Genomic DNA, 12,913 nt, shown 5'->3' with positions numbered 1-12,913 from the left:
TTCATGCTGCATGTCACGGGCATGAAATTTTAGCGAGGCCGGATATCCTGTTTGACTCTCCCCCTTCGCTTTGCCAGTTTTCATTTCGGGAGAACCGCCGGCTCGCGCCGCTCGTGCGTCGAGGCCGGTTCCAAGACCGATCATCCGGTCGCAGAATTGAGGAAGCACACCATGAGCACCCCGTCCATCGTCATCGCTAGCGCCGCCCGCACCGCGGTCGGGTCCTTCAACGGAGCCTTCGCCAACACGCCCGCCCACGAACTGGGTGCGACGGTCATTTCGGCGGTTCTGGAGCGCGCGGGCGTGGCAGTGGGCGAGGTCGACGAGGTGATCCTCGGCCAGGTGCTGCAGGCTGGCGAAGGCCAAAATCCGGCCCGCCAAGCCGCCATGAAGGCAGGCCTTCCGCAGGAAGCGACCGCCTGGGGCATGAACCAGCTCTGCGGCTCGGGGCTTCGCGCCGTGGCACTCGGCATGCAGCAGATCGCCACCGGTGACGCCAGCATCATCGTGGCCGGCGGCATGGAATCCATGTCGCTTGCGCCGCATTGCGCGCATCTGCGCGGCGGCGTGAAGATGGGCGACTTCAAGATGGTCGACACCATGATCAAGGATGGCCTGACCGACGCCTTCTACGGCTACCACATGGGCACGACGGCCGAAAACGTCGCCAAGCAGTGGCAGCTGTCGCGCGACGAGCAGGACGCTTTTGCCGTCTCCTCGCAGAACAAGGCCGAGGCCGCGCAGAAGGGCGGCCGCTTCAAGGACGAGATCGTTCCCTTCATCGTCAAGGGCCGCAAGGGCGACGTGACCGTCGATTCCGATGAATATATTCGCCATGGCGCCACGCTCGACCAGATGGCCAAGCTCCGTCCCGCCTTCGACAAGGAAGGCACCGTGACGGCTGGCAACGCCTCCGGTCTCAACGACGGTGCCGCCGCCGCGCTGCTGATGAGCGAAGCCGAGGCCTCGCGCCGCGGTATCCAGCCGCTCGGCCGCATCGTCTCCTGGGCGACGATTGGTGTTGATCCCAAGGTCATGGGCACCGGCCCCATTCCGGCCTCTCGCAAGGCGCTTGAGCGCGCCGGCTGGAAGATCGGCGATCTCGACCTCGTGGAAGCCAACGAGGCCTTCGCGGCGCAGGCCTGCGCGGTCAACAAGGATCTCGGCTGGAACCCCGATATCGTCAACGTCAATGGCGGCGCCATCGCCATCGGTCACCCGATCGGTGCATCCGGCGCCCGCATCCTCAACACGCTCCTCTTCGAGATGAAGCGTCGCGGCGCCAAGAAGGGCCTCGCCACGCTCTGCATCGGCGGTGGCATGGGCGTGGCGATGTGCGTCGAGAGCCTCTGAGCAATTTCCGCAAAAGCGCATAGCGGTTTTGCGGAAACGCTCTGATCATCGACTGACATTCTGCTTTGCCATGACCTGCCGCCGGCAGGGCGACAGGTCGACTCAAAAAAACAGCCTAGGGGAGTGAGCCACATGAGCAGAGTAGCATTGGTAACGGGGGGATCGCGCGGCATCGGTGCCGCCATTTCGGTGGCGCTCAAGGCGGCGGGATACAAAGTGGCTGCAAGTTATGCCGGCAATGATGAAGCCGCCGCCGCCTTCAAGGCGGAGACCGGCATTCCCGTCTACAAGTGGGACGTGGCGAGCTACGAGTCCTGCGTCGAGGGTATCGCCAAGGTGGAGGCCGACCTCGGCCCCGTCGAAATCCTCGTCAACAATGCCGGCATCACCAAGGATGCGATGTTCCACAAGATGACGCCCGACCAGTGGGGCGCCGTCATCAACACCAACCTGACCGGTCTGTTTAACATGACCCATCCGGTCTGGTCGGGCATGCGTGACCGCAGCTTCGGTCGCGTCATTAACATTTCCTCGATCAACGGCCAGAAAGGCCAGATGGGCCAGGCGAACTATTCCGCCGCCAAGGCCGGCGACCTCGGTTTCACCAAGGCACTCGCGCAGGAGGGTGCGGCCAAGGGCATCACGGTCAACGCCATCTGCCCCGGCTATATCGGCACGGAAATGGTGCGTGCCATCCCGGAAAAGGTGCTGAACGAGCGGATCATCCCGCAGATCCCGGTTGGCCGTCTCGGCGAGCCCGAAGAAATCGCGCGCGTCGTGGTCTTCCTCGCCTCCGACGATGCCGGTTTCATCACCGGCTCGACGATCTCGGCGAACGGCGGCCAGTTCTTCGTCTGACCTTATTTTCCGGCAAAGGAACACGGCGCCTTCGGGCGCCGTTTTCATAGGTTAGGATGCGAAAAAACGAGGGCGCCATGAAACAGGAAAAATTGGACGAAACCGCCATTTCCGAAGCGCTCGACGACCTCGAGGGCTGGAGCCGGTCGGGCGACGGTATCGCCATCGAGAAGACATTCAAGTTCAAGTCGTTCCGCGAGGCCTTCGGCTTCATGACCGAGGCGGCGCTGGCCGCGGAAAAATTCAACCACCATCCCGAGTGGTTCAATGTCTATAATCGCGTCGACGTCCGTCTGACGAACCATGATGCGGGCGGCCTGACCGAACTGGATTTCAAGATGGCGACCGCGATGGAGAAGGCGGCTGCGCTCCGCACGAAGAGTTGAAGCTGCGTGAAGACATCACCATATGTTTTCGCGCCGGGATTTGCCGGCTGCCACCCGAGGGGGCTCTGAATGGATGATGTGAAGATCGGCGAGATCCTGCTGCCGGGCGACAGGGATGAGCAGGAGCGTCAGGAAACCCGCATCAAGAAGCGGTTCTGGCCGGTTTTGAAGCGCGCGATGCGGCAGGTGCCGTTTTCCCGCGATCTCGTCGCCTCTTACTATTGCGCGCTTGATCCGCGCACGCCGACCAAGGTCCGCGGTATCCTATTGGCAGCGCTCGCCTATTTCGTGCTGCCGCTCGACGGCATCCCGGATTTCTTCGTGCTTGTTGGGTTTTCCGACGACATCGCAGTGCTGACGGCCGCCTTTGCCGCCATCCGCGGCCATATCCGCGAAGACCACTACATCGCTGCCGACAAGGCGCTCGAGGACGAGCCGGAGATGCAGCCTGCGGGCTAATCCGGTTGTGACTGTTTGACCCGCAACTGTGCGGGTCAAATTCTTGCCCTAATCGTTCTGCCATTAGTGAATTTCGACAGGATCTATCTCACCGCATGGGGACTGCGACACTCAGCCTTTCCGGCAAGGGTGGCGGCAGTTTTCAACGCAAATTTGTCCCGGCGTGGTACGCAAGACCCTCGTTAAATGAACGCATGTTGACGGTTTGGTAACCTGAATTAAGTCAAAATGAACCAAATCGTCATCATGCATGGCCGACACCGGCATGGCAGGCTTCTGCCTTCGGCCGGCAATCACTGGCAAGACAACCGGCAGGAAAACATGTTCGTAAGAAAGCTCGCAACCGCACTCGCCCTCGTCATCGCGACCGCAGGCGTTGCCTCGGCTCAGACGCCGACGCGCATTCAGCAGTTCAACGCCTGGGGTGCCTATTCGTATCAGGCGAATGGCGGCAAGGTCTGCTACGTTCTGTCCGTGCCGAAGGAAAAGACGCCCCCTGGCGTCGATCACGGTGATGTCTTCTTCCTCGTCTCGCAGCGCCCCGGCCAGAACATCAGCTACGAGCCGCAGGCGATGATGGGCTATCCGCTGCAGGAGAACTCCAAGGTCAACGTCGTCATCGACGGCCGCACCTTCGTGATGTTCACCAAGGGCAACTCCGCCTGGGTGGAAAACGCCGCCGAAGAGCCGGCGCTCGTCAATGCCATGAAGACCGGCAAGGACATGCAGGTGCAGGCGAAATCGCGCCGCGGCACGGGCACCGCCTATTCCTATTCGTTGTCGGGCATCTCGGCAGCGCTGAAGCAGATCGAAAAGTGCCGTTGAGGCATTCGAAATTTGGAGTGAAGAGGCCGGCGCAATGCCGGTCTTTTTCGTTTCAAGGCGGGCACTTTCCATGAAGACCCTGCTCCTGCTTCGACACGCTAAATCCGCTTGGCCCGGCGGCGTGGACGATCACGACCGGCCCCTTGCCGATCGTGGCCGCCGCGATGCGCCGCGCATGGGTGCCTATATGGCCGGAATGGGGCTCGATCCGGATTTCGCACTGGTCTCTTCGGCCCGGCGCACGCAGGAGACCTGGGCGCTGGTCGCGCCGGCGCTTGGCAAGGACTGCGCGTCGCAAACCGTCGCCTCGATCTATGAGGCGGAGCCGGCTGCTATCCTGGTGGCCATCCATGCGGCGCCGCAGGAGAGCGCAACACTGCTCGTCATCGGTCACAATCCGGGCTTCGAGGATCTGGCGGCACTGCTGGCGCCGGCGGGCGACGCGGATACGCTTGCGCGCCTCAGGGCGAAATATCCAACCGCGGGGCTGGCGGTGATCCGCTTCGATAGCGAACGCTGGGCCGACATCGCTCTCGGTGCCGGGCGGCTTGTCACCTTCGTGACGCCGAAGACCCTGCCGTAGCCGACAGTATCAGCCCGCCTGCGCCGGTGTGCCCAGCGCCTTTTCGATCGCCGGATAGAGGCCGTTCTTGAGGCTCTTGTCGTCGAACGGCCCGACGCGCTTGTAGAGGATCGTCCCGTCGGGGCCGACGAGGTAGCTCTCCGGGATGCCGTAGACGCCCCAGTCGATCGCCATTTTTCCAACGGGATCAAGGCCGATGGCGGAGAAGGGATTGCCGAGCTCGCCGAGGAAGCGCAGCGCGTTCTCGCTGCCGTCCTTGTAGTTCACGCCGACGACCGTGAGGCGGGGATCCTTCGAGAGTTCGAGGATAACCGGATGCTCCTGCCGGCAGGGCACGCACCAGGAGGCCCAGAAATTGACGAGCGTCAGCTTGCCCTTGCCGGTCTCCTTCGTCAGCGCCGGCACGGGCACGCCGTCCCTGATAGCACCGGCGAGCGGATCGAGGTCGCGGAAGGGCGCCTTGGTGCCGATCAGCGCTGAGGGGATTTCCGAAATATCGCGGCCGGAATTGAGCTGCGTCCAGAAGATCAGCGCGAGACCCAAAAAAATCGTTAGCGGCAGCGCGGCGAGGATGAGGCGCGTGCGCGTGCCGGCGCCTTCGGCATTGCCTTCGCTCTCGCTCATCGGCTTTCCTCTGCGCGCGCCGAGCGGCGACGGATGCCGGCGGCTTCCAGACGCTCCAGCTCGCGATGACGGTTGCGATGGTCGATGAAGACCCAGCCGACGAGGCCGAAGGTAACGGCGAAGGCCGCGATATAGGAGGCCGTGACGTAGAAGGCGTGGCTCATGCGGCATCTCCGGCCGAGCGGGCGGCATGGCGGCGTAGCACGGCGATGCGGCGGCGCAGGATTTCATTGCGCATCGCCAGGATATGCAGCGTGAAGAACAGCATGGAGAAGGCGATCGCCATCACCAGAAGCGGCCACAGGAATTCCGGATCGATGGTCGGGCCTCCCATGCGCACGACGCTCGCCGGCTGGTGCAGCGTGTTCCACCATTCGACGGAAAACTTGATGATCGGAATGTTGACGAAGCCGACGAGGATGAGCACGGCGCTGACCTTGGCCGCACGCGTCGGGTCGTCCATGGCGCGGTTGAGCGCGATCAGGCCGAGATACATCAGGAAGAGCACGAAGACGGAGGTTAGCCGCGCATCCCACACCCACCAGGTGCCCCACATCGGCTTGCCCCAGAGCGAGCCGGTGATGAGCGCGACGAGCGTGAAGCCAGCGCCGATTGGGGCTGCGGCCTTGGCCGAGACATCGGCGAGCGGATGGCGCCAGACGAGCGTACCGAGCGCCGAGAGCGCCATGACGGTATAGCACATCATCGAGAGCCAGGCGGCCGGCACATGCACATACATGATGCGCACCGTCTCGCCCTGCTGGTAATCCCCCGTGGTGGTGAAGGACAGATAGAGCCCGACCGCGAACAGACAGAGCGTCAGCCCGGCAAGCCACGGCCAGACGGTGGCGACCAACGCCAGAAACCGCGTCGGGTTGGCGAGGTCGCTGAATTTGCGGATGGCAAGGCTCGGTTCGCTCATGATGGTTCTTTAACGCGCAATCCCCTCGGCTTCAATTGATCTGCCGCAATCACATTTGTGTCAGTCGCTGGAAAGGCGAAGTGCCGCAGCTGCCGCGACGGGGCCGATGACGGCGAAGAACAGGTTGAGCGCCACGAGGATGAGGAACGGCGGCAGGAAGGGCGCCGGCTCCTGGATCGCCGCATAGACGGCGCTGACGCCGAAGATCAGCACGGGAATGGCGAGCGGCAGAACGAGGATGGAGACGAGCAGCCCGCCGCGCGGCAGCGCCACGGCAATGCCGGCCCCCGCCGCGCCGATGAAGGTGATGGCCGGCGTACCGGCCAGAAGCGTCAATGTCGTCGCGCCGATCGCCACCTCGTCCATGTTCATGAACAGGCCGAGCAGCGGTGAGGCGATGACCAGCGGCAGGCCGGTGGTAATCCAGTGCGCGACGCATTTGACGAAGACCGTCAGCACGAGCGGCGTTTCCTGCATCAGGATAAGATCGAGCGAACCATCCTCGCGCTCCGCCTGGAACAGCCGGTCGAGGCCGAGCAGCGAGGCGAGCAGCGCGCCGATCCACAGGATCGCGGGACCGATGCGCGCAAGAAGATTGAGATCCGGCCCCACGCCGAAGGGAATGACGGCAACGACGGTCATGAAGAACAGAACGCCGATCAACGCGCCGCCGCCGGCACGCACCGAGAGTTTGAGGTCGCGGGCGAGAAGGGCGATCATGCCCAGACCTCCAAAGAGCTGTATTCGAAACCCTTCATCCTGAGTTCCTTCACCCCCTCCAGCCCCAGCGGCTGATGCGTTGCGGCGATCGCGATGCCGCCGCGTGCGAGATGGGTCGTGACGAGGCCGGCGAACATGGCTTCGGCGGCGACATCGAGGGCCGCGGTCGGCTCGTCGAGGATCCATACCGGGCGCCAGGCGACGAGGAGCTTGGCCATCGCCATGCGGCGCTGCTGGCCGGCGGAAAGGTAGCCGAAGGGCAGGTGCACGATGCCGCCGAGGCCGACCGATTCGGCGGCCTCGTCGATGGACACGCCAACGCCGCCGGCGAAATCGCCCAGAAAGGCTTTCCAGAAAGCGAGATTCTCCTCGACGGTAAGTTCGCGCTTCATCGCATTGCGATGACCGAGATAGTGCGCGGCCTCGCTCAGGCGCTCCACCGGTTGCGCTGCAGCAAGGAGCTTTGCAGAGCCCGTTTCGGCCGGCAGGAGGCCGGCCAGAACGCGCAGCAGGGTGGACTTGCCGGAGCCGTTGGCGCCCTTGACGACCAGCGCCTCGCCGCCTGCGATTTCAAAGGAAATGTCTTGGAAAATCAGGTCTTCGCCGCGCCTGGCGCTCAACCCTTCGGCGACGAGCCGCATGACTGTTCACTTTCCCTTTACGACCTTGGTCGCAACGCAAAAAAATTGTCCCGATTTACCGTCAGGCGGTCTGGAACGTTTCTTAGAAATTATCTATAACCCCCGCAACACGCCAGCGGTCGGCGTGAATATCATCCAAGCGCCGAACACGGGAATGATTTCCGCGTACGGACAGCGGAAATGACCGCACCCGCATCCCATTCGCGCTCAACGCGCACGGGCGTTCGTACGTCAGATTTCTGGCGCCAGACGAGACGGGGTATCAAGTGTCCAAATCCCTAGACAGTTTCAATTGTCGTTCGGTCCTCACGATCAACGGCAAAGACTATGTATATTACAGCCTGCCCAAGGCTGAAGCGAACGGCCTCGCCGGCATCTCCAAGCTGCCCTACTCCATGAAGGTGCTGCTGGAGAACCTGCTGCGATTCGAGGACGGCCGCTCGGTCACCAAGGAGCAGATCCTCTCCGTCGTCGAATGGCTCAAGAACAAGGGCACCGTCGAAAACGAGATCGCCTATCGCCCGGCGCGCGTGCTGATGCAGGACTTCACCGGCGTTCCCGCCGTCGTCGACCTTGCCGCCATGCGCGACGCGATGGTGTCGCTCGGCGGTGATCCGGAAAAGATCAACCCGCTCGTTCCCGTCGACCTCGTCATCGACCACTCCGTCATCGTCGACGAATTCGGCACGCCGACCGCCTTTGCCCGCAACGTCGAGCTCGAATACGAGCGCAACGGCGAGCGCTACCGCTTCCTCAAGTGGGGCCAGCAGGCCTTCAAGAACTTCCGCGTCGTTCCTCCGGGCACGGGTATCTGTCACCAGGTCAATCTGGAATATCTGGGCCAGACGGTCTGGACCAAGGAAGAAGACGGCGAGACCATCGCCTACCCGGATACCTGCGTGGGCACCGACAGCCACACGACCATGATCAACGGTCTCGGCGTCCTGGGCTGGGGTGTGGGCGGCATCGAAGCCGAAGCGGCCATGCTCGGCCAGCCGGTCTCCATGCTGCTGCCCGAGGTCATCGGCTTCAAGCTGACCGGCAAGCTCAAGGAAGGCGTCACCGCGACCGACCTCGTGCTGATGGTCGTGCAGATGCTGCGCAAGAAGGGCGTGGTCTCGAAGTTCGTCGAATTCTTCGGCCCCGGCCTCGACAACATGACGCTCGCCGACCGCGCGACGATCGGCAATATGGGCCCGGAATACGGCGCGACCTGCGGCTTCTTCCCGGTCGACAGCGAAACCGTCAACTACCTCACCATGTCCGGCCGCGAAGAGCAGCGCATCGCACTCGTCGAAGCCTATTCGAAGGCCCAGGGCATGTGGCGTGACGGCGACGGCGCCGACCTCGTTTTCACCGACACGCTCGAACTCGACCTCGGCGACGTCGTTCCGGCCATGGCCGGCCCGAAGCGTCCGGAAGGCCGCATCCCGCTGGAAAACATCGCATCGGGCTTCGCCACGGCGCTTGAGAACGACTACAAGAAGCCCGGCCAGCTCTCCACCCGCTACGCTGTCGAAGGCACGGACTACGACCTCGGCCATGGCGACGTCGCCATCGCGGCCATCACGTCGTGCACCAACACGTCCAACCCGTCGGTCCTCATCGCCGCCGGCCTGCTCGCCCGCAACGCCGTCGCCAAGGGCCTGAAGACCAAGCCCTGGGTCAAGACGTCGCTGGCGCCGGGATCGCAGGTGGTGGGCGAATACCTCGCCAAGTCCGGCCTCCAGGCCGATCTCGACACGCTCGGCTTCAACCTCGTCGGCTTCGGCTGCACGACCTGCATCGGCAATTCCGGCCCGCTGCCGGCACCGATCTCCAAGACGATCAACGACAAGGGCCTGATCGCCGCCGGCGTTCTCTCCGGCAACCGCAACTTCGAAGGCCGCATCTCGCCGGACGTGCAGGCGAACTACCTCGCCTCCCCGCCGCTCGTCGTGGCCTACGCCCTGGCCGGCACGGTCCAGAAGGACCTGACGACGGAACCGCTCGGTGAAGACCAGAACGGCAACCCCGTCTACCTCAAGGACATCTGGCCGACCTCGCAGGAAATCCAGGAATTCATCCTGAAATACGTCACCCGCGCGCTCTATGCCGCGAAATATGCCGACGTCTTCAAGGGCGACGCCAACTGGCAGGCCGTTCAGGTGCCGGATGGACAGACCTATGCATGGGACGACCAGTCGACCTACGTGCAGAACCCGCCCTACTTCGTGGGCATGGGCAAGACCGGCTCGGGCCTGAAGGACATCAAGGGCGCCCGCGTCCTGGGTCTCTTCGGCGACAAGATCACGACCGACCACATCTCGCCTGCCGGTTCGATCAAGGCGGCCTCGCCTGCCGGTGCCTACCTCACGGAAAACGGCGTCGCCGTCGCCGACTTCAACCAGTACGGCACGCGCCGCGGCAACCATGAAGTCATGATGCGCGGCACCTTCGCCAATATCCGCATCCGCAACCACATGCTCGGCCCGAACGGCAAGGAAGGTGGCTACACCATCCATTACCCGACGAAGGAAGAGCTTTCGATCTACGATGCGGCCATGAAGTACAAGGCCGAGGGCGTTCCGCTCGTCATCTTCGCCGGCGTCGAATACGGCAACGGCTCGTCGCGTGACTGGGCGGCAAAGGGCACCAACCTGCTCGGTGTCAAGGCCGTGATCGCGCAGTCCTTCGAGCGTATCCATCGCTCGAACCTCGTCGGCATGGGCGTCGTGCCCTTCGTCTTCGAGGAGGGCACGACCTGGGCGTCGCTCGACCTCAAGGGCGATGAGATCGTCACGATCGAGGGCCTGGAAGGCGACATCAAGCCGCGCGAGAAGAAGATCGCCAAGATCACCTACTCCGACGGCACCGTGAAGGACGTTCCGCTGCTCTGCCGCATCGATACGCTCGACGAGGTCACCTACATGAACAACGGCGGCATCCTGCAGACCGTTCTTCGCGACCTCGCCGCCTGATCTTTTTCAGCGTGAAACAAGAAATGCCGGGGCCTCAAACCCCGGCATTTTCCGTTCCTGGAGGCAAAAATCTCACTCCATCGTGACTTCCTGTTGAAGCGGCAAGCGCGTATGAGGCTTCAACGGGCTGGCCTTTGCCGGCGCTTCATTGGAAATGATCATGCCGAGACTGTATAGACCGCAATGTCTGGCGATCCTGCTGATGCTCGGGGCCAGCACGGCCTCCGCCGAGGAAGCCATCAAGCCCAAGGGTGTCGTCGAGCTCTTCACCAGCCAGGGCTGCTCGTCCTGCCCGCCGGCCGATAAGGCGCTGGAGCAGCTTGCCCGCGAAGGCAAGGTCGTAGCCCTTTCCTATCATGTCGACTACTGGAACTATCTCGGCTGGGCGGACACGCTCGCCTCCAAGGACAATACCGACCGGCAATATGCCTACGCCCGTATGTTCGGCCGCAACGGCGTCTATACGCCCCAGGCCGTGCTGAACGGCCGCGAGCATATCAACGGCGCTGACATCGCCGGCATCCGCAACCGCATGGAAACGATGCCCGCCGAGGGCAAGGGCCTCGATGTGCCTGTCGATGTTGAGGTGAAGAACGACGAGCTGCGCATCCGGGTGGGCGCGGGAGAGGGCAAGGCCAATATCCTGATTGCCTATTTCGAGCGTGAGCGCACGATCAACATCGACACCGGTGAAAACCGCGGCAAGACGATCAACTACTGGCATGCCGTCACCGACATGGAGACGATCGGCATGTGGGAAGGCAAGGAGACGAACCTCGTACTTCCCGCCGATATGCTGAAGAAGAAAAAGAAAGCCGGTGGCTGCGCCATCCTGTTGCAGCGCATGAAGACGGCCGATACGCCCGGCGCCATTCTGGGCGCAACGGTGATGACCGGGGAAAAGGCGACCCGATAACCTCCCCGTTTTGGGGAGGTCCGGTCCGGCTACTTCGAGGGGCTGGGGCTTGAGGGTTCGAAGGAGACGAACCGGACCGAGACGAAGCTGCCGGCAACGGAATACAAGGCAACCTCGACAGACGCTTGCCGGTTCGGCCGGGTTTCCGCGGGAAGCGGATGGCCGGGACAGGCGGCGACTGGCGAACTCTCTCTTTAAATTTGGGCGTCTGTTTGTCTGAAATGCGGCAGGGCGGATTTTTGCGAAATCGCAAATCCGTTACCCTGTCTTCCCCTCAGCCTTGCATTTCATCTCCGGTCAGGCACACTGTCACCGTGCCGTCACAGAAAAGGTGCGGAGATTCGATGACTGATCAGCCGGATTTGCAGGCTTCCGATGTCGTGGTCGACCTCAGGGACTACAGGAGCAGCAAGGACCCGCTGCCCGTAACTTTCCATCGACGCGAGCTCGATGCGATCCTCTGGGTCTATGGCCGCATGGTCGGTGAGGGAGAATGGCGCGACTATGCCATCGACCATATGCGCGACAAGGCGGTGTTCTCCGTCTTCAAGCGCTCCGGCGAAATGCCGCTCTACCGCATCGAGAAAGACCCGAAGCTCGCCGCCAAGCAGGGCGCCTATAGTGTCATCAACCAGCACGGCACGATCCTGAAGCGCGGCCATGAGCTGAAGCAGGTGCTGAAGGTCTTCGACAAGGTGCTGCGTCTTGTCGAGACGTAGCCCGCTCGCGGGCATCGTACCCGAGCGTCGTCATTTCTTCGTCCCAAACAAAAACCCCGCCGTTTCCGGCGGGGTTTTGCATTCAGTCCTTCGGCTTCCGTGATTAGTCGCGGTTTCCGAGGAAACGCAGCAGGAAGAGGAAGAGGTTGATGAAGTCGAGGTAGAGCGTCAGCGCGCCCATGATGGCCTTGCGGCCTGCCACGGCGGCGTCGTCTGCTTCGAAATACATTTCTTTGATCTTCTGCGTATCCCAGGCCGTAAGGCCGGCGAAGACCAACACGCCGATCGCGGAGATCGCGAAGTCGAGTGCCGACGACTGCAGGAACAGATTGACGAGCGAAGCGATGATCAGGCCGAACAGGCCCATGATCAGGAACGAGCCCATGGCGGAAAGATCACGCTTCGTCGTGTAGCCGAACAGCGACAGCGCGCCGAAGGCGGCGGCCGAGACGAAGAAAGTCTGCGCGATGCTGGCGCCGGTGTAGATCAGGAAGATCGACGACAGCGACAGGCCCATCAGGCCGGCATAGACCCAGAAGGTCGTCTGCGCGGCGGAAACGCTCATCGTGTGGATGCGGAAGCTCAGGAAGAAGACCAGCGCCAGCGGCGCGAGCATGACAACCCACTTCAGCGGGCTCACATAGATCGCCTGGCCGAACGCGGTCAGCTGGCCGTCGGCGAATGCAGCCTGCGAGGCGAAATACGCCACGAGACCGGTGATGGCGAGACCGAAGGCCATAAGGTTGTAGACCCGCAGCATGTAGCTGCGCAGGCCCTCGTCTATGACGGCACCGGCCTGGGCGCCGGCATTCGCCGGGCGGGTCTGGTAATTGCGGAGATCAGCCATGTTTTCCTCTTGTCAAAGCCCCTAGTGTTTACGGTGTCGGGCTCCTGTTATTCGTTCCGTTGCCGGAACATCTACGGGGCCCAGGCAACCGCTGCGGGCT

15 protein-coding genes are annotated in these 12,913 nt (G+C 62.8%); 9 read left to right on the top strand and 6 right to left on the bottom strand.

Annotated features, from left to right (window positions below; all coding sequences use genetic code 11):
• The first annotated feature begins 171 nt into the window (after window positions 1-171).
• From D0Y60_RS17755 to D0Y60_RS17730, 6 genes are all read left to right on the top strand, one after another.
• A complete protein-coding gene (locus D0Y60_RS17755) occupies window positions 172-1,353 on the top strand; it encodes an acetyl-CoA C-acetyltransferase (protein WP_117371304.1) in 1,182 nt (393 codons plus the stop codon).
• A gap of 132 nt (window positions 1,354-1,485) precedes the next feature.
• Entirely contained in the window at window positions 1,486-2,211 is a 726-nt protein-coding gene (locus D0Y60_RS17750; protein WP_117371303.1) for a beta-ketoacyl-ACP reductase, read from the top strand.
• Window positions 2,212-2,288: 77 nt separating this feature from the next.
• On the top strand, window positions 2,289-2,597 hold the full coding sequence (locus D0Y60_RS17745; RefSeq protein WP_117371390.1) for a 4a-hydroxytetrahydrobiopterin dehydratase: 309 nt from the start codon (window positions 2,289-2,291) through the stop codon (window positions 2,595-2,597).
• Window positions 2,598-2,666: 69 nt separating this feature from the next.
• Window positions 2,667-3,056 (top strand): YkvA family protein, encoded by a 390-nt coding sequence (locus D0Y60_RS17740; protein WP_117371302.1) that lies wholly within the window; start codon window positions 2,667-2,669, stop codon window positions 3,054-3,056.
• Window positions 3,057-3,377: 321 nt separating this feature from the next.
• Window positions 3,378-3,881, top strand: a complete 504-nt coding sequence (locus D0Y60_RS17735) for an invasion associated locus B family protein (protein WP_117371389.1) — start codon at window positions 3,378-3,380, stop codon at window positions 3,879-3,881.
• Between the two features lie 70 nt (window positions 3,882-3,951).
• Window positions 3,952-4,464 carry a histidine phosphatase family protein gene (locus D0Y60_RS17730; RefSeq protein ID WP_117371388.1) on the top strand — a complete coding sequence of 171 codons (513 nt, stop codon included), beginning with the start codon at window positions 3,952-3,954 and terminating at the stop codon, window positions 4,462-4,464.
• Between the two features lie 9 nt (window positions 4,465-4,473).
• Here the strand turns inward: D0Y60_RS17730 and D0Y60_RS17725 are convergent, their stop codons facing one another.
• Genes D0Y60_RS17725 through ccmA form a run of 5 tightly spaced genes read right to left on the bottom strand, consistent with a single transcriptional unit; the run spans window position 4,474 to window position 7,371 of the window.
• On the bottom strand, window positions 4,474-5,088 hold the full coding sequence (locus D0Y60_RS17725) for a DsbE family thiol:disulfide interchange protein (RefSeq protein WP_117371301.1): 615 nt from the start codon (window positions 5,086-5,088) through the stop codon (window positions 4,474-4,476).
• On the bottom strand, window positions 5,085-5,252 hold the full coding sequence (gene ccmD / locus D0Y60_RS17720) for a heme exporter protein CcmD (RefSeq protein WP_117371300.1): 168 nt from the start codon (window positions 5,250-5,252) through the stop codon (window positions 5,085-5,087). Before ccmD ends, D0Y60_RS17725 begins: the two co-directional genes overlap by 4 nt.
• Window positions 5,249-6,010 carry a heme ABC transporter permease gene (locus D0Y60_RS17715; protein WP_117371299.1) on the bottom strand — a complete coding sequence of 254 codons (762 nt, stop codon included), beginning with the start codon at window positions 6,008-6,010 and terminating at the stop codon, window positions 5,249-5,251. Before D0Y60_RS17715 ends, ccmD begins: the two co-directional genes overlap by 4 nt.
• A 60-nt stretch (window positions 6,011-6,070) precedes the next feature.
• Entirely contained in the window at window positions 6,071-6,730 is a 660-nt protein-coding gene (gene ccmB, locus D0Y60_RS17710) for a heme exporter protein CcmB (RefSeq protein ID WP_117371298.1), read from the bottom strand.
• Window positions 6,727-7,371 carry a heme ABC exporter ATP-binding protein CcmA gene (ccmA, locus tag D0Y60_RS17705; RefSeq protein ID WP_117371297.1) on the bottom strand — a complete coding sequence of 215 codons (645 nt, stop codon included), beginning with the start codon at window positions 7,369-7,371 and terminating at the stop codon, window positions 6,727-6,729. The genes ccmB and ccmA overlap by 4 nt, the downstream gene beginning before the upstream one ends.
• Before the next feature lie 266 nt (window positions 7,372-7,637).
• On the opposite strand from ccmA, the gene acnA reads away from it, so the two are divergent.
• The 3 genes from acnA to D0Y60_RS17690 all read left to right on the top strand — a co-directional run bounded on the left by acnA (window position 7,638) and on the right by D0Y60_RS17690 (window position 11,966).
• Window positions 7,638-10,331, top strand: a complete 2,694-nt coding sequence (gene acnA, locus D0Y60_RS17700; RefSeq protein ID WP_117371296.1) for an aconitate hydratase AcnA — start codon at window positions 7,638-7,640, stop codon at window positions 10,329-10,331.
• 202 nt (window positions 10,332-10,533) lie between these two features.
• Window positions 10,534-11,247 carry a thioredoxin family protein gene (locus D0Y60_RS17695; RefSeq protein ID WP_245409220.1) on the top strand — a complete coding sequence of 238 codons (714 nt, stop codon included), beginning with the start codon at window positions 10,534-10,536 and terminating at the stop codon, window positions 11,245-11,247.
• A 344-nt stretch (window positions 11,248-11,591) separates the two neighbouring features.
• The gene (locus D0Y60_RS17690; protein ID WP_117371294.1) at window positions 11,592-11,966 is read left to right on the top strand and encodes a DUF2794 domain-containing protein; all 375 of its coding nucleotides are present in this window, start codon (window positions 11,592-11,594) and stop codon (window positions 11,964-11,966) included.
• A gap of 103 nt (window positions 11,967-12,069) precedes the next feature.
• On the opposite strand, the gene D0Y60_RS17685 is transcribed toward D0Y60_RS17690, so the two are convergent.
• Entirely contained in the window at window positions 12,070-12,813 is a 744-nt protein-coding gene (locus tag D0Y60_RS17685) for a Bax inhibitor-1/YccA family protein (protein ID WP_117371293.1), read from the bottom strand.
• Between the last annotated feature and the right edge of the window lie 100 nt (window positions 12,814-12,913).

The sequence above is a fragment of the Shinella sp. WSJ-2 genome (assembly GCF_003432075.1).
Taxonomy (GTDB): domain Bacteria; phylum Pseudomonadota; class Alphaproteobacteria; order Rhizobiales; family Rhizobiaceae; genus Shinella.
Note: the sequence above shows the minus strand (reverse complement) of the source record. Positions and strands in the feature narration are given on the sequence as shown.